Origin of the sequence: Nocardioides sp. CCNWLW216 (genome assembly GCF_037120545.1) — a bacterium.
GTDB classification, from domain to species: Bacteria; Actinomycetota; Actinomycetes; order Propionibacteriales; family Nocardioidaceae; genus Nocardioides; species Nocardioides lianchengensis.
Window position 1 is genome coordinate 340,104 of record NZ_JBBBBJ010000004.1, and the last position, 24,592, is coordinate 364,695.

The 24,592-nt window shown below is 73.3% G+C and carries 27 protein-coding genes; 16 read left to right on the top strand and 11 right to left on the bottom strand.

The window, feature by feature from the left end; all coding sequences use genetic code 11:
• Positions 1 to 23 precede the first annotated feature (23 nt).
• Entirely contained in the window at positions 24 to 1,304 is a 1,281-nt protein-coding gene (locus tag V7S47_RS11810; RefSeq protein ID WP_336561727.1) for an acetyl-CoA C-acetyltransferase, read from the top strand.
• Between the two features lie 54 nt (positions 1,305 to 1,358).
• Here V7S47_RS11810 and V7S47_RS11815 read toward each other — a convergent pair whose 3' ends face one another.
• Positions 1,359 to 2,024, bottom strand: coding sequence for a TetR/AcrR family transcriptional regulator (locus V7S47_RS11815; protein WP_336561728.1), 666 nt, complete (start codon positions 2,022 to 2,024; stop codon positions 1,359 to 1,361).
• Between the two features lie 57 nt (positions 2,025 to 2,081).
• On the opposite strand from V7S47_RS11815, the gene V7S47_RS11820 reads away from it, so the two are divergent.
• The 3 genes from V7S47_RS11820 to V7S47_RS11830 all read left to right on the top strand — a co-directional run bounded on the left by V7S47_RS11820 (position 2,082) and on the right by V7S47_RS11830 (position 4,964).
• Positions 2,082 to 2,552 (top strand): hypothetical protein, encoded by a 471-nt coding sequence (locus V7S47_RS11820; RefSeq protein WP_336561729.1) that lies wholly within the window; start codon positions 2,082 to 2,084, stop codon positions 2,550 to 2,552.
• 9 nt (positions 2,553 to 2,561) lie between these two features.
• Positions 2,562 to 4,199 (top strand): ABC-F family ATP-binding cassette domain-containing protein, encoded by a 1,638-nt coding sequence (locus tag V7S47_RS11825; RefSeq protein ID WP_336561730.1) that lies wholly within the window; start codon positions 2,562 to 2,564, stop codon positions 4,197 to 4,199.
• 522 nt (positions 4,200 to 4,721) lie between these two features.
• A complete protein-coding gene (locus V7S47_RS11830; protein ID WP_336561731.1) occupies positions 4,722 to 4,964 on the top strand; it encodes a hypothetical protein in 243 nt (80 codons plus the stop codon).
• Positions 4,965 to 4,983: 19 nt separating this feature from the next.
• On the opposite strand, the gene V7S47_RS11835 is transcribed toward V7S47_RS11830, so the two are convergent.
• Entirely contained in the window at positions 4,984 to 6,498 is a 1,515-nt protein-coding gene (locus V7S47_RS11835; RefSeq protein ID WP_336561732.1) for an ATP-dependent DNA ligase, read from the bottom strand.
• Between the two features lie 325 nt (positions 6,499 to 6,823).
• Between V7S47_RS11835 and V7S47_RS11840 the strand changes: the two genes are divergently transcribed.
• The 10 genes from V7S47_RS11840 to V7S47_RS11885 all read left to right on the top strand — a co-directional run bounded on the left by V7S47_RS11840 (position 6,824) and on the right by V7S47_RS11885 (position 15,312).
• Positions 6,824 to 7,378 (top strand): TetR/AcrR family transcriptional regulator, encoded by a 555-nt coding sequence (locus V7S47_RS11840; RefSeq protein WP_336561733.1) that lies wholly within the window; start codon positions 6,824 to 6,826, stop codon positions 7,376 to 7,378.
• Positions 7,379 to 7,430: 52 nt separating this feature from the next.
• On the top strand, positions 7,431 to 8,651 hold the full coding sequence (locus V7S47_RS11845) for a cytochrome P450 (RefSeq protein WP_336561734.1): 1,221 nt from the start codon (positions 7,431 to 7,433) through the stop codon (positions 8,649 to 8,651).
• A gap of 8 nt (positions 8,652 to 8,659) precedes the next feature.
• Complete coding sequence (locus tag V7S47_RS11850; protein ID WP_336561735.1) at positions 8,660 to 9,445, top strand: SDR family oxidoreductase; 786 nt, start codon at positions 8,660 to 8,662, stop codon at positions 9,443 to 9,445.
• Positions 9,442 to 10,779, top strand: a complete 1,338-nt coding sequence (locus V7S47_RS11855; RefSeq protein ID WP_336561736.1) for a cytochrome P450 — start codon at positions 9,442 to 9,444, stop codon at positions 10,777 to 10,779. Before V7S47_RS11850 ends, V7S47_RS11855 begins: the two co-directional genes overlap by 4 nt.
• A 169-nt stretch (positions 10,780 to 10,948) precedes the next feature.
• Positions 10,949 to 11,146: a ferredoxin gene (locus tag V7S47_RS11860; RefSeq protein WP_336561737.1), complete on the top strand. Its 198-nt coding sequence runs from the start codon at positions 10,949 to 10,951 to the stop codon at positions 11,144 to 11,146.
• Between the two features lies 1 nt (position 11,147).
• Positions 11,148 to 11,768, top strand: a complete 621-nt coding sequence (locus V7S47_RS11865; protein WP_336561738.1) for a hypothetical protein — start codon at positions 11,148 to 11,150, stop codon at positions 11,766 to 11,768.
• Positions 11,765 to 13,216, top strand: a complete 1,452-nt coding sequence (locus tag V7S47_RS11870) for an aldehyde dehydrogenase (protein WP_336561739.1) — start codon at positions 11,765 to 11,767, stop codon at positions 13,214 to 13,216. Before V7S47_RS11865 ends, V7S47_RS11870 begins: the two co-directional genes overlap by 4 nt.
• A 124-nt stretch (positions 13,217 to 13,340) precedes the next feature.
• Complete coding sequence (locus V7S47_RS11875) at positions 13,341 to 14,075, top strand: SDR family oxidoreductase (protein WP_336561740.1); 735 nt, start codon at positions 13,341 to 13,343, stop codon at positions 14,073 to 14,075.
• Complete coding sequence (locus V7S47_RS11880) at positions 14,072 to 14,911, top strand: NAD(P)-dependent oxidoreductase (protein WP_336561741.1); 840 nt, start codon at positions 14,072 to 14,074, stop codon at positions 14,909 to 14,911. The genes V7S47_RS11875 and V7S47_RS11880 overlap by 4 nt, the downstream gene beginning before the upstream one ends.
• The gene (locus tag V7S47_RS11885) at positions 14,908 to 15,312 is read left to right on the top strand and encodes a carboxymuconolactone decarboxylase family protein (RefSeq protein ID WP_336561742.1); all 405 of its coding nucleotides are present in this window, start codon (positions 14,908 to 14,910) and stop codon (positions 15,310 to 15,312) included. Before V7S47_RS11880 ends, V7S47_RS11885 begins: the two co-directional genes overlap by 4 nt.
• 10 nt (positions 15,313 to 15,322) lie before the next feature.
• On the opposite strand, the gene V7S47_RS11890 is transcribed toward V7S47_RS11885, so the two are convergent.
• Entirely contained in the window at positions 15,323 to 15,934 is a 612-nt protein-coding gene (locus V7S47_RS11890; protein WP_336561743.1) for an Atu4866 domain-containing protein, read from the bottom strand.
• A 42-nt stretch (positions 15,935 to 15,976) separates the two neighbouring features.
• Here V7S47_RS11890 and V7S47_RS11895 point away from each other — a divergent pair, with 42 nt between their 5' ends.
• Both V7S47_RS11895 and V7S47_RS11900 read left to right on the top strand, forming a co-directional pair.
• Positions 15,977 to 16,381, top strand: coding sequence for a VOC family protein (locus V7S47_RS11895; protein WP_336561744.1), 405 nt, complete (start codon positions 15,977 to 15,979; stop codon positions 16,379 to 16,381).
• 2 nt (positions 16,382 to 16,383) lie between these two features.
• Positions 16,384 to 17,307 (top strand): phosphotransferase family protein, encoded by a 924-nt coding sequence (locus V7S47_RS11900; RefSeq protein WP_336561745.1) that lies wholly within the window; start codon positions 16,384 to 16,386, stop codon positions 17,305 to 17,307.
• Position 17,308: 1 nt separating this feature from the next.
• Here the strand turns inward: V7S47_RS11900 and V7S47_RS11905 are convergent, their stop codons facing one another.
• The 8 genes from V7S47_RS11905 to V7S47_RS11940 are packed head-to-tail and all read right to left on the bottom strand — an operon-like array spanning position 17,309 to position 24,587.
• Positions 17,309 to 17,692 (bottom strand): VOC family protein, encoded by a 384-nt coding sequence (locus V7S47_RS11905; protein WP_336561746.1) that lies wholly within the window; start codon positions 17,690 to 17,692, stop codon positions 17,309 to 17,311.
• A gap of 9 nt (positions 17,693 to 17,701) precedes the next feature.
• Complete coding sequence (locus tag V7S47_RS11910; protein WP_336561747.1) at positions 17,702 to 18,811, bottom strand: MSMEG_0565 family glycosyltransferase; 1,110 nt, start codon at positions 18,809 to 18,811, stop codon at positions 17,702 to 17,704.
• A complete protein-coding gene (locus V7S47_RS11915; RefSeq protein ID WP_336561748.1) occupies positions 18,808 to 19,632 on the bottom strand; it encodes a carbon-nitrogen hydrolase family protein in 825 nt (274 codons plus the stop codon). The genes V7S47_RS11910 and V7S47_RS11915 overlap by 4 nt, the downstream gene beginning before the upstream one ends.
• Positions 19,633 to 19,642: 10 nt before the next feature.
• Positions 19,643 to 20,917: an MSMEG_0569 family flavin-dependent oxidoreductase gene (locus tag V7S47_RS11920; protein ID WP_336561749.1), complete on the bottom strand. Its 1,275-nt coding sequence runs from the start codon at positions 20,915 to 20,917 to the stop codon at positions 19,643 to 19,645.
• Entirely contained in the window at positions 20,914 to 21,207 is a 294-nt protein-coding gene (locus tag V7S47_RS11925; RefSeq protein ID WP_336561750.1) for an MSMEG_0570 family nitrogen starvation response protein, read from the bottom strand. Before V7S47_RS11925 ends, V7S47_RS11920 begins: the two co-directional genes overlap by 4 nt.
• A gap of 1 nt (position 21,208) precedes the next feature.
• Positions 21,209 to 22,081 (bottom strand): carbon-nitrogen hydrolase family protein, encoded by an 873-nt coding sequence (locus tag V7S47_RS11930; protein ID WP_336561751.1) that lies wholly within the window; start codon positions 22,079 to 22,081, stop codon positions 21,209 to 21,211.
• Entirely contained in the window at positions 22,078 to 23,511 is a 1,434-nt protein-coding gene (locus V7S47_RS11935) for an MSMEG_0567/sll0787 family protein (protein WP_336561752.1), read from the bottom strand. The genes V7S47_RS11930 and V7S47_RS11935 overlap by 4 nt, the downstream gene beginning before the upstream one ends.
• Positions 23,508 to 24,587 carry an MSMEG_0568 family radical SAM protein gene (locus tag V7S47_RS11940; protein ID WP_336561753.1) on the bottom strand — a complete coding sequence of 360 codons (1,080 nt, stop codon included), beginning with the start codon at positions 24,585 to 24,587 and terminating at the stop codon, positions 23,508 to 23,510. Before V7S47_RS11940 ends, V7S47_RS11935 begins: the two co-directional genes overlap by 4 nt.
• Between the last annotated feature and the right edge of the window lie 5 nt (positions 24,588 to 24,592).

Here is a 24,592-nt window from a genome sequence, read left to right on the forward strand (position 1 = left end):
ACCCCGCGGGGAACACTGGCCGCATGGTCACCAGCATCCGTCGCGTCGCCGTCCTCGGCGGCAACCGCATCCCCTTCGCCCGGTCCAACACCGTCTACGCCGACGTGTCGAACCAGGACATGCTGACCGCCGCCCTCGACGGCCTGGTCACCCGCTTCCACCTGGACGGCGAGCGGCTCGGCGAGGTCGTCGCCGGCGCCGTGCTGAAGCACTCACGCGACTTCAACCTGACCCGCGAGGCGGTGCTCGGCTCGAAGCTCGCGCCCGAGACCCCCGCGACCGACATCCAGGAGGCCTGCGGCACCGGGCTGCAGGCGGCGATCCAGGTCGCCAACAAGATCGCGCTCGGCCAGATCGACGCCGGGGTGGCCGGCGGCACCGACACCACCTCCGACGCACCGGTCGCGATCAGCGACCGGCTGCGCAGGAAGCTGATGAAGGTCAACGCGTCGCGCGACACGGCCGGCAAGCTGAAGGCGCTCGGCGCGATCCGCCCCGGTGACATCGGCCTGGAGATCCCCCAGAACGGCGAGCCCCGCACCAAGCTATCGATGGGAGAGCACGCCGCGCTGACCGCGCTGGAGTGGCAGATCACCCGCGAGGACCAGGACGAGCTGGCCGCCCTCTCCCACCAGCACCTCGCCGCGGCGTACGACGCCGGCTGGCTCGACGACCTGGTCACGCCGTTCCGCGGCGTCGAGCGCGACAACAACCTGCGGGCGGACTCGACGGCCGAGAAGCTGGCCAAGCTGAAGCCGGTCTTCGGCCGCGGCGAGGCCGCCACGATGACCGCGGGCAACTCGACGCCGCTGACCGACGGTGCGTCCGTCGTGCTCCTGTCCTCGGAGGAGTGGGCGGCCGCGCACGACCTCGAGCCGCAGGCGTTCCTGGTCGACTCCGAGACCGCAGCCGTCGACTACGTGCACGGCAACGAAGGGCTGCTGATGGCCCCGGCGTACGCCGTGCCGCGGATGCTGGCGCGCAACGGCCTGACCCTGCAGGACTTCGACTACTACGAGATCCACGAGGCGTTCGCCTCGCAGGTCCTCTCGACCCTGAAGGCCTGGGAGGACCCGGTCTTCTGCCGCGAGCGGCTCGGCCTCGACGCGCCGCTGGGGTCGATCGACCGCTCCAAGCTGAACGTCAACGGCTCCTCGCTGGCCGCCGGCCACCCGTTCGCCGCCACGGGCGGGCGGATCATCGCCACGCTGGCCAAGCTGCTCGCCGAGAAGGGCTCGGGCCGCGGGCTGATCAGCATCTGCGCCGCTGGTGGCCAGGGCGTGGTGGCGATCCTCGAGCGTTGACCGTCGAGAGACGCCAGATGGTCGCCAAGACGTGTCTTGACGAGCCATCTGGCGTCACTCGACGGGGGTGGCGAGGGCCAGGGCCGAGGTGACCAGGTAGTCGCGGACCTGCTCGGGTGAGATCTGCCCGACGGTGGGGATGCCCGGGGAGGCCTCCTTGACCAGGATGCCGACCCGGGCGAGCTGGAGCGCGCCGAGCCCGCTCGCGTAGAGGGTGTTCGCCAGCAGGGTCGGGTCGTCGACGCCGAGCTCCTCCAGGGCCGAGCCGAGCACGGCCAGGCAGGCGGAGATGCTGCGGCCGAGCCGGAAGAGCGCGCCCTCGGAGATCTCGTCGAGCAGCTCCGGCCCCGAGCGACGCATCAGCGCCTGGGCGCAGTCCACGAACGCCGGGTGCGCCAGGCCGTAGTCGACGAACGCGCCGACGATCGCGGCCAGCCGCGCGCGGGGGTCGTCGCCGGTGGCGGCGTCGAGATCGTCGCGCAGCTCGTCGAGGTAGCCGACCAGCACCAGCGCGAACAGCTCCTCCTTGCCGGAGAAGTGCCGGTAGACGATGGCCCGGTTGATGCCGACCGCGCGAGCGACGTCCTCGATCTGGGCGTCGCGGACGCCGCGCTCGTCGAAGAGCGCGCGGGTGGCCGCGATGATCTCGGCCTCCCGCTTGCGGCGCCGGGCGGCGGCAGCGGAACGACGGCCGTCGGTCTCGGGTGCGCGCGTGGGCATGGCCCGATGCTAGCCCTGGTGTAACTCCGAGTTGCACGACTGTGACGGGATCGGGCGGTGTCACAGACGGCGGCCCGGTCCCGTCCCTGGGGTGTGCACCGTCGCCGCTACCTCCTCGCCACCGGGACGCTCACCGCGTCCGCCCTGTACGTCGGACCGTGGGCCGCCTTCGCGCCGCGCTCGTTCTACGACGCCTTCCCCGGCCTGCACCGGGTGTGGGTCGGGGTCGACGGTCCGTTCAACGAGCACCTGGTCCGCGACGTGGGCGGTCTCTACCTCGCCCTGGCGGTCGCGGGACTGGTCGCGCTGGTCCGGCAGGAGCCGGCCGCGACCGTGATGCTGGGTGGCGCCTGGACCGCCTTCGCCACGGTGCATCTGACCTACCACCTGCACCACCTCGGCGGCTTCGACGCGATCGACGTCGTCGGCAACGTGGTGGCGCTCGGCGGGACGCTGATGCTCGCCCTCCTCCTGCTGGTCCTCGGGCTGCAGGCGCTGGTGGACGGGGAGGGCCCGCCGACCACCTAGGATCCTCCGGTGACCGCGACCCTCGTGGCGAAGGACCTGGCCGGCGGCCACGGGCATCGCATCCTCTTCGAGAACCTCGACCTCACGGTCGCCCCCGGCGACGTGGTCGGCGTGGTCGGCGCCAACGGCGCGGGCAAGTCCACGCTGCTGCGGCTGCTCGCCGGCGAGGCCGAGCCGATGGGCGGGACCGTGTCACGAGCGCCGTCGGACGCGTTCGTCGGCTGGCTGCCGCAGGAGCACGACCGGATCCCGGGCGAGACGGTGGCGGCGTACGTCGCCCGTCGTACCGGCGCGACCGCGGCCACCGAGGCCATGGAGTCCACCGCCGCCGCGCTGGGCTCGGACGTCCCGGGAGCCGACGACGCGTACGCCGCCGCCTTCGACCACTGGATGGCCAGCGGCGCCGCCGACCTCGACGACCGGCTGCCGTCGGTGCTGGCCGAGCTCGGCCTCGACGTCGGTCCGGACGCGCTGATGACCGGCCTCTCCGGCGGCCAGGCCGCCCGCGCCGCGCTGGCCGCGCTGCTGCTCAGCCGCTTCGACCTGGTGGTGCTCGACGAGCCCACCAACGATCTCGACCTCGACGGGCTGGCCCGGCTGGAGTCGTTCGTCCGCGGGTTGCGCAGCGGCGTCGTCCTGGTCTCGCACGACCGTGAGTTCCTGGCCCGCTGCGTGACCCGGATCGTCGAGCTCGACCTGGCCCAGCACCAGGTCGCGGTCTACGACGGCGGGTACGACGCCTTCCTCGACGCCCGGGCCGTCGCGCGCCGGCACGCGAGGGAGGCCTACGAGGAGTTCGCCTCGACCAAGGCGGACCTGGTCTCGCGGGCCCGGACCACGCGGGAGTGGAGCTCGCAGGGTGTCCGCAACGCGATGAAGAAGAGCCCCGACAACGACAAGATCCGCCGTCGCGCGCAGTCGGAGTCGTCGGAGAAGCAGGCCCAGAAGGTCCGCCAGATGGAGTCGCGGATCGCCCGGCTCGACGAGGTCGAGGAGCCGCGCAAGGAGTGGGTGCTGCAGTTCTCCATCGCGGCCGCTCCGCGCTCGTCGTCGGTGGTCGCGACCCTCAACTCCGCGGCCGTCCGCCGTGGCTCGTTCGACTTCGGGCCCGCGTCGCTGCAGGTCAACGCGGGGGACCGGATCGGCATCACCGGACCCAACGGCGCCGGCAAGACCACCCTGCTCTCGCTCCTCCTCGGCCGGGTCGCGCCCGACTCCGGCTCCGCCTCCCTCGGCGTCTCCGTCGCGGTGGGCGAGATCGACCAGGCCCGCACCGGCCTCCCCGACGACCAGCCGCTCGGCACCGCCTTCGAGCTCGCCGTCCCGACCTGGACCCCCGCCGACGTCCGCACCCTGCTCGCCAAGTTCGGGCTGAAGGCCGATCAGGTCGCCTCACCGGTGGGCAAGCTGTCGCCGGGGGAGCGCACCCGCGCCGCGATGGCCCTGCTGCAGGCCCGCGGCGTCAACCTCCTCGTCCTCGACGAGCCCACCAACCACCTCGACCTGCCCGCGATCGAGCAGCTCGAGGAGGCGCTCACGTCGTACGACGGCGCGCTGCTGCTCGTCTCTCACGACCGCCGGCTGCTCGAGAACGTCGCGCTCGACCAGCGCTGGCATGTCGAGGGTGGGCGGGTCACCCAGCTCTGAGCGTCTCCCGCCTCCGCGCTGGTTGAGGCGCGAGGGCGATACCTCGGCCCCCGCTGGTTGAGGTGCGAAGGCCGCCAGGCCTGAGCCTCGAAACCCGGCGAGAAGACGTACGGCGTCGAGTGGGCCGTCCTGTCGTCCGACGGGCTGCGAGTCCGCTCGGCTCGCCGTCTCGGCCGGCTATGGGGTGAGGTCCGTGGGCGTGCGGCCGGGTGGCGGCTTGGGCCCTGCCTGATCGTGGAGTCCAGCACGCATCAGGCACGTGTCCCGCTCCACGATTCTCGCCCGTGCCGGGCGTTCGTCGAGTTCGTCGTCCTGGCGATCGGCTTGGAGGACCTGAGGCGAGAGCCGGTGGTCGGACCCCTCCACCTCGGGCACCCCGGCGGGAGCATCGGCGTGACGACCGGACGGCTGCCGCGACGTCATCGGCGGATCCGCGACCCGGCGTACGAGATCCGACACCTGCCAGGCGGGAGTGTCGCCTTCCGCCGCGGGACGTACCCGGACGTGCGACACACTGGCCGCATGGATCCCGACACGATGTTCGCGAGCAGATCGGTGCCGCGGCACCTGGTCCGCGGCGTGCTCGGTCTGGCGGCGCTGGTCGCTGGTTTCGCGTTGATCCCGGTCTGGGGTCCGCTGACGCTGCTGCTCGCGTTGGTGGGGGTGGTCCTGCTTCGCGGCTGTCCGACCTGCTGGGCGCTGGGTCTGGTGCAGACCCGGGCGGTCTGTCGGGCCCGGGCCGTGGAGCCGACGGAGGCCCGGTGAGTCCGCCGGACGCCGAGAGTCAGAGGTAGGCACGCACCGCCTTGATCGTGTCCGCCTCGTCGGCGGTCTTGTCGTCGCGGTAGCGCAGCACCCGCGCGAAGCGGAGCGCGAGCCCGCCGGGGTAGCGGGTCGACCTCTGCAGTCCGTCGAACGCGATCTCGACGACCTGCTCCGGCCGGACCTCGACGACGTACGACGAGCGGTCGGTCGGTGAGGTGGCGAGCTCGGTGAAGCGCTCGGTCTGCCAGGCGAGCATCTCGTCGGTCATGCCCTTGAAGGTCTTGCCGAGCATCACGAACCCCGTCTCGCTGGCGGGGTCACGGGCGCCGAGGTGGATGTTGGACAGCCAGCCGGAGCGGCGGCCGGAGCCCCACTCGACGGCGAGGACGACCAGGTCGAGGGTGTGGACCGGCTTGACCTTGACCCAGGCGGCGCCGCGGCGGCCGGCGTCGTACGGCGCGGACTGCTTCTTGACCACCACGCCCTCGTGGCCGGCGGTCAGCGCGTCGGCGGCGAAGGCCTCGGCGACGGCGGGGTCGTCGGTGACGACGCGGGGGACGCGGAACGGCTCGGGGACGAGACGCTCCAGCTCGGCCAGCCGCTCGTCGCCGGGGATGGTGAGCAGGTCGCGGCCGTCGACGTGGAGGACGTCGAAGAAGAACGGGGTCACCCGGACGCCGTCGGCCTGGGCCGTGCGGGACGCGGTGTCCTGGAACGCCCGCGGGCGGCCCTCGTCGTCGAGCGCGAGCGCCTCGCCGTCGAGCACGAAGTCCGTGGCGTCCAGGGAGCGGGCGACCTCGACCACCTCGGGCAGTCGGTCGGTGATGTCGTCGAGGGAGCGGGTGGCGATCCGCACCGAGTCGCCCGAGCGGTGCACCTGGATCCGGATGCCGTCGAGCTTGGTGTCGACCGCGACCGTGCCGCCGCCGGCCTTCTCGATCGCCTCGGCCAGGGTCTTCGCCGACGAGGCGAGCATGGGCAGCACCGGGCGGCCGACTTCGAGTCCGACCTCGGTCAGGGCGTCCGAGCCGCCGTCGAACGCGAGGTCGACGACCGCCACGGTCGACCCCGCGAGCATCGCGGCGCGCCGCACCGCGGCGAGAGGCACGTCGGCCGCCGCGGCCACCGCCTCCTGCACCAGGGCGTCGAGCGCCCCCTGGCGGACCTCGCCGGTGACCACCCCGCGCAGCCACGGCTGCTCCTCGACGGTCGCCCTCCCGAAGAGCGAGGCGACCGCCGCCGCGCGTGCCGCCTGCGAGCCGGCCCCCGCGATGGCCGCGATCGCGTCGAAGGCCTCGTGCACGTCGAGCACGGACAGCGAGCCCGACCCGGCCGGCGCGGGCAGGTCGGTCAGGCCGCGCCAGCCCAGGCCCGTGCGGCGCTGCAGCAACGCGCCCCCGACGTACGACGTGACGACCTGCCGCTCGTCGGGCGCGGCCGCGGCGAGCAGTTCGGCGATGGCCGCGACCTTGGCCTTGCGGGAGCGGGTCGCGGCCACGGCCGCGGAGGTGGCGACGAGGTCGGCGAGCAGCATGGACCCATGGTGCCCGGAGGCGCCGACAGCCATCCGCGACGTCTCCGGCCGGCGACGATGCAGGGCGTGGGGTGCGAAATCTCCATGACCTCGAGCGACGTCGCTCGTGGGCTGCGGGGGTTTCGACACGGTTGCTAGCGCAACCTGCTCAACCACCGGTGCGGACGGAGTTCGCCCGACGTGGTTGCTGGTGCGGCCTGCTCAACCACCGGTGCGGACGGAGTTCGCCCGACACGGTGCTGGCGCAACCTGCTCAGCCACCGGTTCGGACGGAGTTCGTCCGAAACGCTTGCGCGACGACCAGAACACGTTCTAACTTGGACACGTGTCCAGTTCCATGACCGCCCGGCAGACCGAGACCGTCGAGCGGCTGCTCGCGGCCGGCGCCGAGGAGCTGCGCGCGACGGGGGCGGAGGCGCTGACGATCCGCACGGTCGCGGGGCGCGCGGGCGTCAGCCCGGCGACGGCGTACACCTACTTCGCGTCGAAGAACCACCTCTTCGCCGAGCTGTTCTGGCGCGCGGTGCTGACCGATCCGCAGCCGGCGCCGGTCGGCGCGACCCCGGTCGAGCGGGTCTGCGGCGTGACCCGGCACTTGACCGCGCTGCTGGCCGCGTCTCCCGAGCTGGCCGCCGGCACCACGGCGGCGCTGCTCGCCACCGACGCCGACGTCGCCCGGCTGCGGTTGCGGATCGGCGCCGAGTTCGCCGCGCGGTTCCGCGCGGCCATCGGTGACGCGGCCGACGACGTCCTCGTCGAGACGCTCGCGCTCGCGTTCTCCGGCGCCCTGCTCCAGGCCGGCATGGGCCTGCTGACCTACACCGAGATGGGCGAGCGGCTCGACGCGGTCGTCGCCACCATCATGAGAGGCAATGCATGAGCTTTCCCCACGAAACCGCTCGCTGCGCTCGCGCTTCCGCGGGGGCCCCGGCATGAGCGTCCTGCAGAGCACGCCCACCGTGCTGGACCCCTACGACTACACGTTCCAGAACGACCCCTACGCGGTCTACTCCTGGCTGCGCGAGCACGAGCCGCTGCACCACAACCCCGACCTGGACCTGTGGGCGCTCACCCGGCACGAGGACATCGCCGAGGCGCTGCGCACCGAGGGCACCTACTCCAACTCCTACGGCGTGGCGATCGAGAAGTCCGCGTGGGGCCCGGACGCCCACAAGGTGATGTCGATCCTTGGCATGGACCCGCCGCGACAGAAGCGGCTGCGCTCCCTGGTCTCGCGCGGCTTCACCCCGCGCCGCGTTCACGACCTGCTCCCGCGCATCCAGGAGCTCACCGACCGCTACCTCGGCGAGTGCCTGGAGCGGGGCAGCTTCGACTGGATCGCCGACTTCGCCGGCAAGCTCCCGATGGACGTGATCTCCGAGATGATGGGCGTCCCCGAGGAGGACCGGGCCGAGGTGCGACGCCAGGCCGACGTCGTCGTCCACCGCGAGGACGGCGTGTACGACGTCCCGCAGGCCGGCGCCGAGGCCTCGCTGTGGCTGGTCTCCTACTACCTGGACATGGTCGCCCAGCGGCGCAGGCAGCCGAGCGACGACCTCACCAGCGCGCTCATCGAGGCCGAGGTCGACGGCGAGCGCCTCACCGACGACGACGTCATCGCCTTCCTCTTCCTGATGGTGGTCGCCGGCAACGAGACGACCACCAAGCTGCTCGGCCACGCCGCCTTCCATCTCACCCGGCACCCGGACCAGCACGACCTGGTCTTCGGCGGGGACGGGAACACCGACCTGGTGGCGCCCTGGGTGGAGGAGACGCTGCGCTACGACACGTCCAGCCAGCTGCTGGCGCGCTACCTGCTCCGAGACGTCGAGCTGCACGGCCGGGTCGCGCCCCAGGGGTCCAAGCTGCTGCTCTGCCTGGGCTCGGCCAACCGCGACGAGTCGGTCTTCAGCCGCCCGACGGAGTACGACATCACGCGTGATCCGGAGGAGCTGGCCAAGATCCTCTCCTTCGGCGGCGGCCGGCACTTCTGCCTGGGCGCCAACCTGGCCCGGCTGGAGGCGCGGGTCGCGCTGACGGCGCTGGTCCAGCGGGCCCGCTCGATCGAGATCGACCACGACGCGTGCCGGCGGGTGCACTCGGTCAACGTCCGCGGCTTCGCGGTCGCCCCGATGACGGTGGTGCCCCGATGAATCACCCCGTGAGCAGCCGCGAGAAGTACGCCCAGCCCACCCGGCGACCGGCGGTCGTCACGGGCGCCTCCTCCGGGATCGGCGCGGCCACGGCCCTCGCCCTCGCCGCGGCCGGCCATCCGGTCGCGCTGGGCGCCCGTCGTACCGAGAAGTGCGAGGAGGTCGCCGCCGCGGTCCGCGAGGCCGGGGGAGAGGCGGTCGTGCACCCGCTCGACCTGACCGACGGCGACTCGGTCGAGGCCTTCGCGAAGGGCGTCACCGGCGACCTGGGCGACGTCGAGGTGGTCGTCAGCAACGCCGGCGCCGTCGCGCCCGGCACCATCTACGAGGTCGACCCCGAGCGGTTCGCCTGCGAGATCGACCTCAACCTGACGGGCGCCCAGCGCCTGGTGCGGGCCTTCGTGCCGGGCATGGTCGAGCGTCAGCGCGGCGACTTCGTGTTCGTCTCCTCCGACGTCGCTGTGCGGGCGAGGCCGTTCATGTCGTCGTACGCCGCCGGCAAGTGGGGCCTGGAGGGGATGGCCCACGCCCTGCAGATGGAGCTCGAGGGCACCGGCGTGCGCGCGTCGATCGTTCGCCCGGGGCCCACCTGGAGCGAGATGGGCACCGACTGGGACGTCGACGAGGCCGCCCACGTGTTGAACCAGTGGGTCCGCTTCGGCCTGGCCCGGCACCCGCACTTCATGAAGCCCACCGCCGTCGCGGACGCGATCACCACCGTGGTGAACGTCCCGCGCGGCGTCCACCTGAACCTCGTCGAGGTCTCGCCCGAGGCACCCCTGGAGGACCGTTGAGCACCGAGCAGATCCCCGAGGTCTCCTACGCCGTCGACGACGACGGGCACGGCCACCTGGCCGAGATGCGCGTCGACCCGATCGGCCTGTTCCAGCGCGTGTACGACGAGTGCGGCGACATCGGTCGGTTCCGGCTCGCCGACCAGGACGTGGTGCTGGTCTACGGCGCGGAGGCCCAGGAGCAGTTCTTCCGGGCCCCGGACTCGACCCTCGACCAGGCCGCGGCGTACCCGTTCATGACGCCGATCTTCGGCAAGGGCGTCGTCTTCGACGCCTCGCCCGAGGAGCGCCAGCAGATGCTGAAGAACCAGGCGCTGCGCGGCGACATGATGCGCGGCCACGCGGCGACGATCGAGGCCGAGATCAACCGGATGGTCGCCGACTGGGGCGACGAGGGCGAGATCGACCTGCTCGACTGGTTCGCGGAGCTGACCATCTACACGACCTCGGCCTGCCTGATCGGCAAGCCGTTCCGCGAGGAGCTCGACTCCTCCTTCGCCCACCACTACCACGACCTCGAGCGCGGCACCGACGCCCTCGCCTACGTCGACCCCTACCTCGACATCGAGTCGTTCCGGATCCGCGACGCCGCACGCGAGCAGCTGGTCGCACTGGTCCAGGGGATCATCGACAAGCGCGTCACGCGGGGGACGGTGCCGAAGGAGGAGCGCGACCTCCTCGACGTCCTGATCTCCATCGACATGACCGCCGACTACATCACCGGCATCTTCATCTCGATGATGTTCGCCGGGCACCACACGTCGTCCGGTACGGCGTCCTGGGCGCTGATCGAGCTGATGCGCCACCCGGAGACGATGAAGGACGTCGTCGCCGAGCTCGACGACCTGTACGCCGACGGCAGCGAGGTGTCGTTCCAGGCGCTGCGGTCCATCCCGCGGCTGGAGGCCGCGCTGAAGGAGACGCTGCGGCTGCACCCGCCGCTGATCATCCTGATGCGGGTCGTGCAGGAAACGATCGAGCTGGCGGGGCACACCATCCCGCCCGGCACCGTCGTCGCCGCGTCCCCGCGGGTCTCGAACCGGATCGCCGAGGACTTCCCGCAGCCCGACGCCTTCGACCCGGGCCGCTACCTCGACCCGCGCCAGGAGGACCTGCAGAACCGCTGGACCTGGATCCCCTTCGGGGCCGGCAAGCACCGCTGCGTCGGCAACGCCTTCGCGATGATGCAGATGAAGGCCATCTTCTCGGTGATCCTGCGCGACTACGAGTTCGAGATGGCGCAGCCGTCGGAGGACTACCGCGACGACGTCTCGAAGATGGTGATCCAGCTCCAGCAGCCCTGCCGGGTGCGCTACAAGCGGCGGCAGCGATGAACGCCGTCCCGCCGCTGGTTGAGGCGCGAGGGCCGCTAGGCCCGAGCCTCGAAACCCGTCTTGCCGAGAGTCGGCGCCGGTTGAGGCCGACGGACGGCTCACCGGGTTTCGAGGCTCACCCGCTAGCGCGGCTTCGCATCTCAACCAGCGTTCCCCCGGGGAGGGAGCCATGAGGGTGGTGGCCGACCTGGGGCTGTGCCAGGGGCACCAGATGTGCCAGGGCGAGGCCCCCGAGGTCTTCGGGTTCGACGACGACGCCGACCTGGTGACGGTGCTCCAGGAGCACCCCGACGATTCCCTGCGGTCCCAGGTGGCGGCCGCGGTCACGTACTGCCCAGCCATGGCGCTGGCCATCGAGGAGGACTGACATGACGGCTCTGACCAGAGCAGAGATCGACGAGTTCTGGGAGACCTGGCTCGACATCAACCGGAGGGCCGAGGAGTCGGGCGACTGGCGGGTGATGGCCGACTGGTACGCCGAGGACGCGACGTACGGCTGGATGCTCACGCCCGACGAGCACTTCATGGCCGTGGGGCGCGAGCAGATCCGGGACTGGGCCATCGGCATCGAGATGGACGGCTTCGACGGCTGGCACTACGACTACCAGGCGACCGTCGTCGACGAGAAGAACGCGATGATCGTGGGCTTCTGGAAGCAGCGGTCCGGGATCACCGACGACGCGACCGGCGCCGAGTTCGAGGTGCCGGGGCTCGGTGGCAGCTGGTTCGGGGTCGAGCGGCAGCCGGACGGGGACGTGAAGTTCTCCTGGCAGCGCGACTGGTTCGACTTCGGCGCGATGGCGCACACCATGGGCGCGGTCCTGAAGTCCGGGAAGGCGCCCGACACGCTGCACGCGCGGCTGAAGGTCTTCGGGCTCGAGGTGCCCGGCCACTACCGGCCGGCCGACCTGCCCTCGACGGTGTGGCCGCCCCCGGTCGAGGCCGGCCAGTTCGTGACCCAGCAGCGGGCGCCCGAGGTGACCGGGTGACCGCGCCCGCGCAGCTGCTCATCGACGGCAAGCTGACCGGCGCGAGCGACGGGGCGTCGTACCCGATCCTCAACCCGGCCACCGGCGCCGAGATCGGGCAGGCGCCGGACGCGACGGCGATCGACGTCGACGCCGCGATCGCCGCGGCCCGCCGGGCCTTCGACGAGACCGACTGGTCGACGAACACCGAGCTGCGGGTGCGCTGCCTGCGCCAGCTGCACGCGGCGCTGCTCGACGTGGCCGACGACTTCCGCGCCCTGACCACGGCCGAGGTCGGGATGCCCGGCTTCATGATGGGCGCGGCCGGGTTCGACGTACCGGTCGAGGGGCTGGCGTGGGTCACCGACCTGGTCGAGTCCTACGCCTTCGAGACCGACCTCGGCGTCGCGTCGCCGATGGGCATCGCGTCGCGCCGGACGGTACGACGGGAGCCGGTCGGCGTGGTCGCGGCCATCACGCCGTGGAACGTGCCGACCCAGATCAACCTGGCCAAGGCCGGCCCGGCGCTGGCCGCCGGCTGCACGGTCGTGCTCAAGCCCGCGCCGGACACCCCCTGGGTGGCCGCCGAGCTCGGACGGCTGGTCGCCGAGCACACCGACATCCCGCCCGGGGTGTTCAACGTCGTGACGCCGCGGTCCAACGAGGTCGCAGCGCAGCTGACCACCGATCCGCGGGTCGACATGGTCTCGTTCACCGGGTCGACCGACACCGGCCGGGCGATCATGGCGGCGGCCGCCCCCACGCTGAAGCGGGTCTTCCTCGAGCTCGGCGGCAAGTCGGCGGCCATCGCCCTCGACGACGCCGACGTGGCCGCGGTGGCGGGCGCGACGGCGTTCACCGCCTGCATCCACGCCGGCCAGGGCTGCGCGATCACCACGCGGCTCGTCGTACCCCGGGACCGCTACGACGAGGCCGTGCAGGTGGCCGCGACGACGATGGAGTCGATCGGCGCGAAGGATCCGGCCGACCCGGGCGCCATCTGCGGACCGGTGATCTCCGAGGTCCAGCGGGACCGGGTCGCCGACTACCTGCGGGTCGCGGTCGAGGAGGGCGGCACCTTCGCCACCGGCGGGGCGGTCATCGAGCAGGACGGGTTCTGGGTCCAGCCGACCGTGGTCGCCGGCCTCGACAACTCCTCCCGGCTGGCCCAGGAGGAGATCTTCGGCCCGGTGCTGGTGGTCATCCCGCACGACGGCGACGACGACGCGGTCCGGATCGCCAACGACTCGGCGTACGGGCTCTCCGGCTCGGTCGACTCCGGCTCGCTGGAGCGCGCCAAGGCGGTCGCGGCGCGGATCCGTACCGGCACGCTGGCGGTGAACGGCGGGGTGTGGTTCAGCCCCGACGCGCCGTTCGGCGGCTACAAGCAGTCCGGCCTGGGCCGGGAGATGGGGGTCGCCGGGTTCGAGGAGTACCTGGAGACCAAGACGATCGCGGAGCCGGCGTGAGGTCTCGATGCGCCGTCGCTCGTCCCTCACGACGGCTACTCGACCGACGAGGCACTCGTGGGTCGAGTAGCCGCGAGGAACGAGCGGTGTATCGAGACCCCCGCAGGCCGACAGGAGAGAGCAGATGAGCAGGTTCCAGGACAAGGTCGTCGTCGTCACGGGCGCGGCGCAGGGGATCGGCGAGGCCTACGCGCGGGCCCTGGCGGCCGAGGGGGCGTCGGTCATGGTGGCCGATCTCAACGTCGAGGCGGGGGAGAAGGTCGCGGCCGACATCGGCGGGCTCTTCGTGCGCACCGACGTGTCGTCGGCGGAGTCGGCGGAGGCCCTGGTCACGCAGGTGAGCGAGACGTACGGCGGGATCGACGGGCTCGTCAACAACGCCGCGATCTACGGCGAGATGCAGTTCGACCTGCTGATCAGCGTCGACTGGGACTACTACCGGAAGTTCATGAGCGTCAACATGGACGGGGCCCTGGTGATGACCCGGGCCGTGTGGAGGTCGATGCAGAAGCGGGGCGGCGGCTCGATCGTCAACCAGTCGTCGACCGCGGCCTACCTCTACTCCGGCTTCTACGGCCTGGCCAAGGTCGGCGTGAACGGGCTGACCCAGCAGCTGGCCCACGAGCTCGGCGGCCTGGGCATCCGGGTCAACGCCATCGCCCCCGGCCCCACCGACACCCCGGCCACCCGCACGCAGGCCGGCGACGCGTCGAAGGAGCTGGTCAAGAACCTCGCGCTGAAGCGGATGGGCCAGCCCGAGGACATGGTCGGCGCCTGCCTGTTCCTGCTCTCCGGCGAGTCGTCGTGGGTGACCGGCCAGATCATCGCGGTCGACGGCGGCCAGACCTTCCGCGCATGAGCACCCCCGTGACGGTCGGCTTCGTCGGCCTGGGCATGATCGGCAGGCCCATGGCCCTCACCCTGGCGCGCTCCGACCTCGACCTCCTCGTGTACGACGTGGCGCCGGAGCCGGTCGCCGAGCTCGAGGCGGCCGGGGCCACGGCGGTCGGGTCCGTCGCCGAGCTGGCCGCGGCGGTCGACGTGCTGTGCGTGATGGTGCGCGACGACGACCAGGTCCGCGAGGTGCTGGGCGAGGTGCTGGGTGTGGCGGGGGACCGGCTGACGGTGGTCATCCACTCGACCGTCGCCCCGGGGACGCCCGCGCAGCTGGAGGACACCGCGGCCCGGCACGGCGTCCGCGTGGTCGACGCGCCGGTCAGCGGCGGTCCGACCGGGGCGGCCGACGGGACGCTGGCCATCATGGTCGGCGGCACCGACGATGCGTTCGCGGCCGCCCGGCCGGCGCTCGACGTACTCGGGGCCAAGGTCGTGCACGCCGGGCCGATCGGCTCCGGCACCAGGTTCAAGCTGGCGCGCAACATGATGCATTTCGTGTCCTTCACGGCGGCGACCGAGGCGATGCGGCTGGCCGAGGCCTCCGGGCTGTCGCTGAAGGACCTGGGCGACGTGGTCCGCCACACCGACGCCATCACCGGCGGCCCGGGCGCGATCATCCTGCGCACCACCACGGACCCGATCGACCCGACCGACTTCTGGCACGGCGTGATGACCCACGTGGTCGCGCTCGGCGACAAGGACCTGGGCTTCGCCCTCGAACTGGCCGACGAGCTCGGCGTCGACGTACCCCTGGCGCGCCGCGCGCGTGCCGACCTCGCGAAAGGACTCGGTCTGTGACCGACGGAGCCGGCAAGTTCGACGACCTCCCCGAGACCCGCCGGCGCGGGCTGGAGAAGATGGAGGAGGTCTACGGGTTCGAGATGACCGACGGCGTGGGCGACTTCTTCCGCTACACCGCCGACCACCTCTTCGCCGACATCTGGAACCGGCCCGGCCTCTCCAACCGGGACCGCCGGCTGCTGCTCATCGGGCTGCTCGCCGGCTCCGGCGGCCAGGACGTGCTGACCATCCAGATCCCCGCCGCGCACGCCGCCGGCGAGCTGGACGACGACGCGCTGCGCGAGATCACCATCCTGATGTGCCACTACGCCGGCTGGCCGATGGGCTCGCGGATCAACGCGATCGTCGAGGACACCATCGCCAAGGCGGCGCGCAAGCGGGCCAGGGCCGAGGACTGAGGGCTGAGCCTCAGCGTCGCTCCAGCACGAAGCCGGCGTGGTGGAGCCGCTCGCCCAGCCACTGCCCAAAGGCCCAGAAGCCGGAGTCGTCGAGGTAGGTGATCCGGTCGCCGTCCAGCCAGTACGACCCGGTCCAGGCGTCGCGCCGGCCCTGCCGGGTCTCGCTGTAGTGCCCGTCGGCCCGCAGGTGCTGGACCATGTCGCGCCGGTGGTCGACCCAGTCGACCCGGCGGGCGGCGTGCTCGGGGGCGTCTTCCGTCCCGGGGTCGGCCGGGCGCACCGGGCGGCCGTCGCGGGCCACGACCCGGCCGTCCACCACCGCGGCGATCAGGTCGCGCGGCTGCACGACCAGCATCCGGCGGACCTGGTCGGCGCTCACCCGACCCCTGACCACGGCGAACGTGGCCGGGCGACCGGGAACGAGGTGCCACGCGTCCGTGCGGTCGGGCGGGAGCTCGGCGACGGCGCTCTCCACCAGGAGCGGGACGACCGACGCGCCCGTGGCGTCGATCGAAGGGCCGGGTGCGCCGGACCCGGCCACGACGAGGCCCTCGCTGACCCCGAGGTCCCCCCGCTCCTCCTCACCGGGAGCTCGGTGCACCCAACCGCCGCGGACGTCCACCGCACCATCCTGGCAGCCCCGGCCGCACGGTAGGTTCGCGCGGTGCGCCTCGATCTCGTGACCCTCGTCGTGCCGGACTACGACCCCGCCATCGCCTTCTTCGTCGACGCGCTCGGCTTCGAGCTGGCCGAGGACACCCCGCGGGGGACGGCGTCCGACGGCAGCCCCAAGCGCTGGGTGGTGGTCCGGCCGCCCGGTGGCGGCGCCGGGCTGCTGCTGGCGCGGGCGGACGGCGACGACCAGGCGGCCGCGGTCGGCCGGCAGGCCGGCGGGCGGGTCGGGTTCTTCCTGCAGGTCGACGACTTCGCCGCGACGTACGACCGGATGAGCGCCCACGGCGTGGATTTCCTGGAGCAGCCGCGGCACGAGGAGTACGGCACCGTCGTGGTCTTCCGCGACGTCGCCGGCAACACCTGGGACCTGCTGGGTCCGCCGTCGGGGCGGTAGCCGTGGACCCGTGGCCGCAGGCCCTCGCGCACCTCGCCGCCGGGCACGTCGAGCGGCTCGGCGGCGGGACCGAGGGCGCCGTCTACCGCCTCCGTCCCGGCGTGGTCGCCAAGGTCTGGCACGACCGGACCCCGGAGGAGCTCGCCCCGCTCCGCCGGGCGTACGACGACGTCGCCGCGGCCCGGCCGGCGGTCCGCACCCCGATGGTGCGTGACGTCCTGGTGCTGGACGGCCGCACGGTGACCGTCGAGGACGAGCTGCCCGGCAGGTCGCTCCAGGAGCGGCTCGATCCCGCGGCGGACGAGCTGCCCGGCTGGGCCGTGGACGCGGTGGTCGCGACCCTGGCCGCGCTGCGGACCGTCGGGTCGACCGCGGCGCTCCGCGCCCTGCCGGTGCTGGGCGAGCGCACCCCGTTCCGCAGCCCGGGCGACGACTTCCCAGGTGCGCTGGCCGGGCTCGTCGAGCGCCGGGCCGCGGCGTCGGTGCCGGAGCTGGTGACGGCCGTGCCGGACCTCGACGTGCGGCTCGAGGCCCTGGGGGCGCGGCTGGCCGGGCTCGGGCCGACCGCCGAGACGGTGGTGCACGGCGACCTCTTCGGCGCCAACCTCCACGTCGACCCTGACGGCCGGGCGGTCGCGGTCCTCGACTTCGGCTTCCTCACCACCGCCGGCGACCCGCGCTTCGACGCGGGCGTCACGGCCGGGATCATGGACATGTACGGCCCGCACGCGGCCCAGGTCACCCGCCTGTTGACCGCCGAGCTGGCCCGCCAGCTGGGCGACGACCCCGCCGTCCTGGTCCTGCACCGGGCCGCCTACGCGGTCGCCACCAGCACGCTCTTCGGGCGGGACCTGGACGACGGCCACTTCCGCTGGTGCGTCGACCAGCTGACCGACCCGGCCACCGCCGACGTGCTCGGCCTCTGACTCACCCCACGCAGAACTCGTTGCCCTCCGGGTCGAGCATCACGACGTGGCCGAGCTCGTCGTCGTACCGCTCCTCGCGCACCTCGGTGGCGCCGAGCACGACCAGCGCGTCGGCCTTGGCCCGGATCAGGCGGGCCCGCTCGGCGAGGTCCCAGGGCGGCTCCCCGGCCGGACGGACGTCGACGTGGACGCGGTTCTTGGCGGTCTTCGGCTCCGGCACCCGCAGGAAGCCGATCGCCGGCCCGCGGCCGTCCGGGTCGACGATCGAGGCGCCGTGCGGCTCGTCGTACCCGGGCTCGGGGACGTAGCCCAGCGCGGCCGCCCAGAAGGCGGCCAGGGCGTGCGGGTCGCGGGCGTCGCAGCCCAGGGTCCAGAGCGTGGCCATGGCCGGAGGCTAGCCGCGTCCGCCGACGGGGAGTGCGGCGTAGAACTCCAGGTGCGCCCGCGCCGCGCGCTCCCAGGTGTACGACGCCGCCAGCGCGCGACCCGGCCCGGGGTCGGGCGGGTCGTCCAGCACGGCGCCGAGCGCGGCCGCGAGCGAGGCGGGGTCGGAGCCGAACGCGACGCAGGCTCCGAGCACCTCGCGCAGCACCGGCAGGTCGCGGGCGACGACCGGGACGCCGGCGGCGAGCGCCTCCATCGCCGCCAGCCCGAAGCCCTCCTTGGTCGAGACCATGGCCAGCGCTGACGCCTGGGCCACCAGCGACGGCAGCTCGTCCTCGGCGCGCGTCCCGAGCACGACCGGCGCGATGCCGAGCTCGGCCGCGCGGGCGTCGTACGCCGCCCGGTAGTCGCGGTAGTCGAAGAGCGTCTCGCCGCCGCCGATGACCAGGGCCAGGTCGGGGTGCGCGGAGCGGAGGCGGGCGAACGCGTCCAGCAGGTCGAGGCTGCCCTTGCGCGGCTCGATGCCGCCGAGCGCGAGGACGTAGGGGCCGAGCTGACCCGCCCAGCGCGCCCGTCCGGCGACGTCCGAGGCGCCCGCGGCGAAGCGCGCCGCGTCGACGCCGTTCGGGATCACCGTCGGCGCGAGCCCCCACCCGGCCGCGACCTCCTCCGCCACCGCGGCCGAGACGCAGACCAGCGCGCTCGGCTCGACCACGGCGCGCTCGTGGCAGGCGGCCAGCTCGGGGGTGGTGAAGGTGTCGAGGTGGTGGATCGTGCGCACGCAGTGCTCGTCGGGAGTGCGCGGGAGCGCCGCGTTGGCGCTGATGCAGTCCTGCGCGTGCACCACGTCGTACGACGATCGGTGCGGCTCGAACGCCTCGCGGAGGACGGCGATCGAGCGGACGATCCGCTGCCCGACGTCGGCGTCGGGTGCGTCGAACGGCACCGCGTGCACGGTCACCGACGGGTCGACCGGGCGGAAGAACGTCGTGTCGCCGCCGCGGCCCAGGGTCCACACGTGCACGTCGACCCCAAGCGCGGCCAGCGCCTCGGCCAGCGCCAGCGTGTGCACGACGCCGCCGCGCGGCCGGGTCGAGTAGGTGAGGAGCGCGACCCTCACGAGGGGGCCCGGTACGCCGACGGCGTCAGCTCGTCCAGGTGGTGCAGGACCCGCCGCGACCGGGCGACCTCCGCGACGACGTCGATCTCCGCAACGGCCAGCCCGCCCTTGGACGACGTGCGGGCCAGGATGTCGCCGCCCGGCCCGACCACCTTGGCCTGGCCGAGGAACCGCAGCCCGCCCATCACCCCGGTCTGGTTGGAGGAGACCCAGACGACCTGGTTCTCGGCGGCACGGGCGGCGTCGTAGAGGTCGAACAGCCGCGACTGGCGGTCCTGCGGGAGCCGGGACGCGCGGTCGGTCACCGACGCCGGCCAGGCCGAGAGGCAGGCCAGCACCGTCGCGCCGTCCAGGGCCAGCGACCGGGCCGCCTCGGGGAAGGTCTTGTCGTAGTCGATGAGCATGCCCAGCCGACCGACGGGGGTGTCGAACGCGGTGAACGCGTCGCCGGCGGCGTACACGAGGGACTCGCCGGCGGGCTGGTGCACCTTGCGGTGGCGGCCCAGGACACCGTCGCCGGACACGCACAGGGCCGAGTTGTAGAGCAGTGGGCCGGCCTCCTCGGCGTACCCGAAGCAGACCACCATCGGGCCGGCCATCGCGACGATCCGGCCGACCTCGAACGAGTCCTCGGCCAGCGCCGGTGGCAGGGCGTAGGGATCGGGGTGCCGCAGGTCGGACAGGTAGCCGCCCAGCGTGGCGTCGGGCAGCACCAGCAGGTCGACGCCCGCGGTCCGGGCGTCGCCGATGATGCCCTCCACCTTGGCCAGGGCCCGTTCCAGGTCGCGACCGAAGTGGGCGGCGACCGCGCCCAACCTCATGAGCACCGCCTCACCCGGCCGCCACCCGGTCGAAGGCGCCGGTGATGGCGGTCGCGACGTGCTCGGCGTCCCGGGCGATGCCGTGGAAGCGCCCCGAACCCCAGGTGTGCAGCCAGGGGAGCCCGAGGAAGTACAGGCCGGGCACGGACGTCACGCCCCGGGTATGGGTCGGTCGACCGGTGCCGTCGAAGACCCCGACCTGCACCCAGCGGTAGTCGGGGCGGTAGCCGATCGCCCACACCACCGAGGTGACGCCCTCCGCGGCGAGGTCGAGCGAGGTGGGCTCCGACTCCGGCACCCAGACCGGCTCGTACGGCGCGCCCGCGGGCGCGTCGATGCCCTGCGCCTCGATGTGCCGGTCGATGTCGCGGCAGATCGAGTTGTAGACCGCGTCCGCGCCGTCGAGCGCCGCGGTGAGCGTCGGCCGGAACGACAGCGCGCTGTCGCGCCCGCCGTCGAGCAGGCCGTAGAGCCGCATGCCCTCCAGCGCGAACTGCCGCAGGTCGATGTCGCGCCCGCCGTCGCGGCCGGTGACGTAGTGGTTGGTCTTCTCGCGAGCGGCCACGCCACCGGGGTACTGCGCGACCGGGGTGTCGTAGAGCCCCATGTCCGCCAACCAGGTCATGCAGTCGCGGCCGCGGTGGAAGCGGGCCACTCGCGGAGCGTCGCCGAGCGCGAGGTGCACCTGGCGGCCCGCGAGGTGCAGGTCCTCGGCGATCTGGGCGCCGGACTGGCCGGACCCGACCACCAGCACGGCGCCCTCGGGCAGTTGGTCGGCGTTGCGGTAGTCGGCCGACTGCAGCTGGGTGATCGACGGGTCCAGCGCGCTGGCCCATGACGGCACGATCGGCAGGTGGTAGCCGCCGGTCGCCAGCACCACGTGGTCGGCCTCCCACGTCTTCTCGCCGTCGGGGCCGGAGGTGGTGAGCACGAAGCCACCGCCCTCCCGCTCGGTCAGCCGGGTCACGGCCGTGTGCTCGACGACGGGCGGGTCGAAGGTCGGCGCGTAGCCGGACAGCCACGCGACGATCTCGTCGCGGCCCATGAAGCCGTCGGGGTCCGGCCCGTCGTACGCGTAGCCGGGCAGCCGGCAGTGCCAGTTGGGCGTGACCAGGGTGAAGTTGTCCCAGCGCCGGTCCCGCCACTCGTGGCCGAGGGTCTGGGCCTCGAGGACGACGTGGTCCACGCCGTCGCGGGTGAGGAACCAGCTGGTCGACAGGCCGGCCTGGCCGCCGCCGACGATCGCGACCGTCGTCCGCCGGTGGTCGAGCTTGTCGAGACTCATGACGGGTCCTTCGGGAGGGGCGGGTGGAGGGAGAGGACCTGGACGAGCGCGTCGGGGTCGTACGACGCCGCCGAGCGGCGTACCTGCTCGGTGGTGGCTGCGGCGGAGGTGCAGGCGAATCCGAACTTCTCCTTGACCCGAGCGCTGGCGATCGCCAGCGCGGTCTCGGAGCGGTGCGCGAAGTCGGCGACGGAGTACGACGCGCCCGCGGCCAGGAAGTCGTGCACCACCAGCGAGGGCGAGTAGCAGTCCTCGACCCGGCCGTCGGGCCAGCGCACGGAGAAGGTCATTTCAGGCATGGACGTTCTCCCGCTCGGTCGCGGTGTAGAGGTCGGGTCGCCGGTCGCGCAGGTGGAACATCGCGCGGCGGGCCGTGTCGAGCGATTCCTCGAGGTCGAAGGAGGCGACGGCCATGCCCTCGTCGACGCCGGTCGTCGCCACGACGTCGCCGCCCGGGCCGACCACCTTGGCGTTGCCGACGAACCGCAGCGACCCGAACGTGCCGGTCTGGTTGGCGGCCACCCAGACGAGCTGGTTCTCCAGCGCGCGGGCCTGGTCGAAGATGTTGAACCGGTGGGTCCACCGGTCGTCGGCCAGGGACGTCGCGCTCGCGGTCCGGGAGGCGGGCCACGCGGAGATGCAGGCCACGAGCCGGGCGTCGTCGAGGGCGAGCGCGCGGGCCGCCTCGGGGAAGGCCTTGTCGTAGCAGATCAGCAGGCCCATCCGGCCGATCGGGCTGTCGAAGGCCCGGAACTCCTGGCCCGGGGAGTAGTAGAGGCTCTCGCCCAGCGGCTGGTGCACCTTGCGGTAGACGCCGAGCACGCCGTCGCCGGTGACCGCCGCTGCGCTGTTGTAGCGCTCGTGCCCGTCGCCCTCGCAGAAGCCGACGACGACCGTCATCTCCCGCGCCAGCTCGGCGATCCGCCGCAGCTCCGGGCCGCCCAGGTCCATGACCGGGGGCAGGTCGGCCGGCTCCTCGTCGTGGCTCCCGTCGCGACCGCTGCCCAGCACCGACAGGTAGCCGCCGAGACAGGCCTCGGGGAGGGCGAGCAGCGCCGCGCCCCGGGCGCGGGCGTCGTCGATCAGGGTGCCGATCCGGGCGAGATTCTCCTCGACGTCCCGGCCGAAGTTGCCGCCCACGGCGGCGACGGACGTGGTGGTCATGCTGCTCCCAATCCGGTGACGGGCGAGGTGATCGCCTCGGTGACGACGCCGTCCGGCCAGCGCAGGCCGACCCCGGTGCCGTGGGTGAGCTCCCCGCAGACCTGCGAGGTGAGGAAGCCGGGCAGCTCGGCCTCGGCCGGCGCCCGCTCCGTGGTGATCATCGCGAAGCCGGGGAAGCAGGTGAGCCAGTCGCCGTACGACGCCGCGTCGGGCGCGGGCACGTCGGCGACGTCGAGGACCGCGCGGCAGCCGCTGGCCTCGGCCAGCATCCCGGTGGTGCCGACCAGGCCACTCATGGAGACGTCCTTGGCGGCGGCCGGAGCCAGGCCCGGGACGACGCCGGCGAGCGAGCGCAGCTCAGCGGAGGTGCGGTGCGAGGACGAGTCCCACTGGGCGCCGGTGTAGCCCGGGCGCCAGGAGCCGCCGAGGTCGGCGGTGAGCCGCACGGCCTGGCCGACGCGCCCGCCCCCTCCCGGGACAGGGGCGGACGTGCGACCGAGGGCGGTGACCGACAGGGCGGCCGGTACCCCCAGCTGGGTGTGCCCGCCCAGGACCGGGACGCCCCAGGCCCGCGAGGCCTCGCCGAGGCCGCGGACGATCCGGCGGGCGAACGACGCGTCGCGCGCGCCGATCGCGTCGAGCATCCCGACCGGGGCGGCGCCCATCGCGGAGAGGTCGTTGAGGTTGACCAGCGCGGCGCACCAGCCGGCCCACTCGGGGTCCCGCTCGACCATGGCCGGCAGGATCGCGTCGCAGGCGGCGACCAGGTCGCTGCCGGGGACGGGTGCGCCGTCGTCGCCGAGGAACCCGGCGCCGCTGTCGACCAGCGTGCCGACCAGGTCGCCGAGGGCGGCCTTGGTGCTGTCGGCCAGCCGCTGCACGCGGGCGACCGGCCAGTCGACCACGACGTGCGGGTGGCCGTGCAGGTGCACCCGCTCGCGCGGCACCCAGCCGAGGCGGCGGAACAGCCGCTCGTTCTGGGCCTGAACGGTGGCCTCGAAGCGGAGGGCCCCCGCGGCCTCGGCCGTCGCGCAGGCGGCCCGGATCAGCGCGGCCCCGACGCCCCCGACGGTGGTCGAGGTGCGAGCGGAGCGAGCCTCGAAACCCCGGGCGTCGGGAGCGACCACCAGCCGCGAGCCGCGCCACCAGCCGATGTCGCGACCCGGGAGCGCCGGGTGGAGGCGGACCCCGCCGAGCACCTCGCCGTCGGTCGCCCGGGCCACCAGCACGATCGTGCGCGGGTCGTCGTCCACGTCGTCGGCGTCGGAGCCGGAGAAGATCCCCTGCTCGCGGACGAACACCTCGCGGCGCAGGGCGCGATAGTCGGCGAGGTCGGTGCCGTCCGCCCGGACCACCACGAAGGCGTCCAGGCTCGGTGCGGGGAGGGGGCGGGCGCCGAGCAGGACCACGTCGTCGAGCAGCTCGGTCATGACGCGTCCTGCTCGCTGCAGGCGCCGAGGGCCGAGCACGCCCCGCACGCGGCACAGCCCGCGGCCTGACCGGCGCCCACCATGCCGGCCGCGCGGAGGGCGGCGGCCACGCGGCTGGTCACGTCGTACAGGACCTCGCGGGCCGGCGCCTCGGCCCCGTCGACGTCGGTGGCCAGGGTGCCGGCCAGCGGCCGGAACGGGACCACGAACGGGTAGACGCCCATCGCGATCAGCTCGATCGCGCCGGCGACCAGCTCGTCCGGGTCCTCGCCCAGGCCGACCAGGAGGTACGTCGAGACCTGGTTCCAGCCGAAGACGCGGACCGCCTCGGCCCAGGCGGCGCGGTACTCGCTCATCGGGACCGAGCCCTTCCCCGGCATCCAGCGCCGCCGGGCGTCCTCGTCGAGCGACTCGACGTGGATGCCGATCGAGCGGGCGCCGGCGTCGTACAGCTCCTGGATGGTGGCCAGGTCGCCGGGCGGCTCGCACTGCACCTGGATCGGCAGATCGGGCAGCACCTCGCGCACCGCGCGGACGCAGCGGGCCAGGTGGGTGGCCCCGCGGTCGCGGCCGTTGGAGGTGCCGGTGGTCATCACCATCTGGGTGATGCCGTCGAGGTCGTACGCCGCCTGGGCCACCTCGGCGATCTGGGCCGGGGTCTTCACCGCGACCGTCGAGCCCTGGTTGAGCGACTCCTCGATCGCGCAGAAGCGGCAGCGCTCGGCCTCGTCGTAGCGGACGCAGGTCTGGACGACGGTGGTGGCGAGCACGTGCGACGAGTGCAGGCGGGCGATCTTCTCGTAGGAGACGCCGTCGGCGGTGGAGAGGTCGTAGAAGCGCGGGCGGGCCACGCTCTCCACCCCCATGCCGGTGTCGGCGCCGTCCAGGAGGAGCTTGCCGCCGCGCACCGAGTACGGCGAGCGCGGGTTGAGGGGGATGGCCGCGCCGACGCCGTCCAGGAGGACGTGCCCGTCGTCGCTGGGACCCGCGCCGGAGCGGCGCGAGACGGGGGCGTCGAGCAGCCGGATGCCCTGGATGGCGACATCGACGCGGGTGCTGTCGTTCGGCGCGGCCATCTCAG

Bases quoted from the DNA above. Each gene is read 5' to 3' on its own strand.
- V7S47_RS11925 (WP_336561750.1), bottom strand. From the start codon at position 21,207: ATGACCTTCTCCGTGCGCTGGCCCGACGGCCGGGTCGAGGACTGCTAC.
- V7S47_RS11915 (WP_336561748.1), bottom strand. From the start codon at position 19,632: ATGAGGTTGGGCGCGGTCGCCGCCCACTTCGGTCGCGACCTGGAACGG.
- V7S47_RS11875 (WP_336561740.1), top strand. From the start codon at position 13,341: ATGAGCAGGTTCCAGGACAAGGTCGTCGTCGTCACGGGCGCGGCGCAG.
- V7S47_RS11905 (WP_336561746.1), bottom strand. From the start codon at position 17,692: ATGGCCACGCTCTGGACCCTGGGCTGCGACGCCCGCGACCCGCACGCC.
- V7S47_RS11860 (WP_336561737.1), top strand. From the start codon at position 10,949: ATGAGGGTGGTGGCCGACCTGGGGCTGTGCCAGGGGCACCAGATGTGC.
- V7S47_RS11830 (WP_336561731.1), top strand. From the start codon at position 4,722: ATGGATCCCGACACGATGTTCGCGAGCAGATCGGTGCCGCGGCACCTG.
- V7S47_RS11930 (WP_336561751.1), bottom strand. From the start codon at position 22,081: ATGACCACCACGTCCGTCGCCGCCGTGGGCGGCAACTTCGGCCGGGAC.
- V7S47_RS11935 (WP_336561752.1), bottom strand. From the start codon at position 23,511: ATGACCGAGCTGCTCGACGACGTGGTCCTGCTCGGCGCCCGCCCCCTC.
- V7S47_RS11810 (WP_336561727.1), top strand. From the start codon at position 24: ATGGTCACCAGCATCCGTCGCGTCGCCGTCCTCGGCGGCAACCGCATC.
- V7S47_RS11835 (WP_336561732.1), bottom strand. From the start codon at position 6,498: ATGCTGCTCGCCGACCTCGTCGCCACCTCCGCGGCCGTGGCCGCGACC.
- V7S47_RS11880 (WP_336561741.1), top strand. From the start codon at position 14,072: ATGAGCACCCCCGTGACGGTCGGCTTCGTCGGCCTGGGCATGATCGGC.
- V7S47_RS11815 (WP_336561728.1), bottom strand. From the start codon at position 2,024: ATGCCCACGCGCGCACCCGAGACCGACGGCCGTCGTTCCGCTGCCGCC.
- V7S47_RS11865 (WP_336561738.1), top strand. From the start codon at position 11,148: ATGACGGCTCTGACCAGAGCAGAGATCGACGAGTTCTGGGAGACCTGG.
- V7S47_RS11845 (WP_336561734.1), top strand. From the start codon at position 7,431: ATGAGCGTCCTGCAGAGCACGCCCACCGTGCTGGACCCCTACGACTAC.
- V7S47_RS11940 (WP_336561753.1), bottom strand. From the start codon at position 24,587: ATGGCCGCGCCGAACGACAGCACCCGCGTCGATGTCGCCATCCAGGGC.
- V7S47_RS11920 (WP_336561749.1), bottom strand. From the start codon at position 20,917: ATGAGTCTCGACAAGCTCGACCACCGGCGGACGACGGTCGCGATCGTC.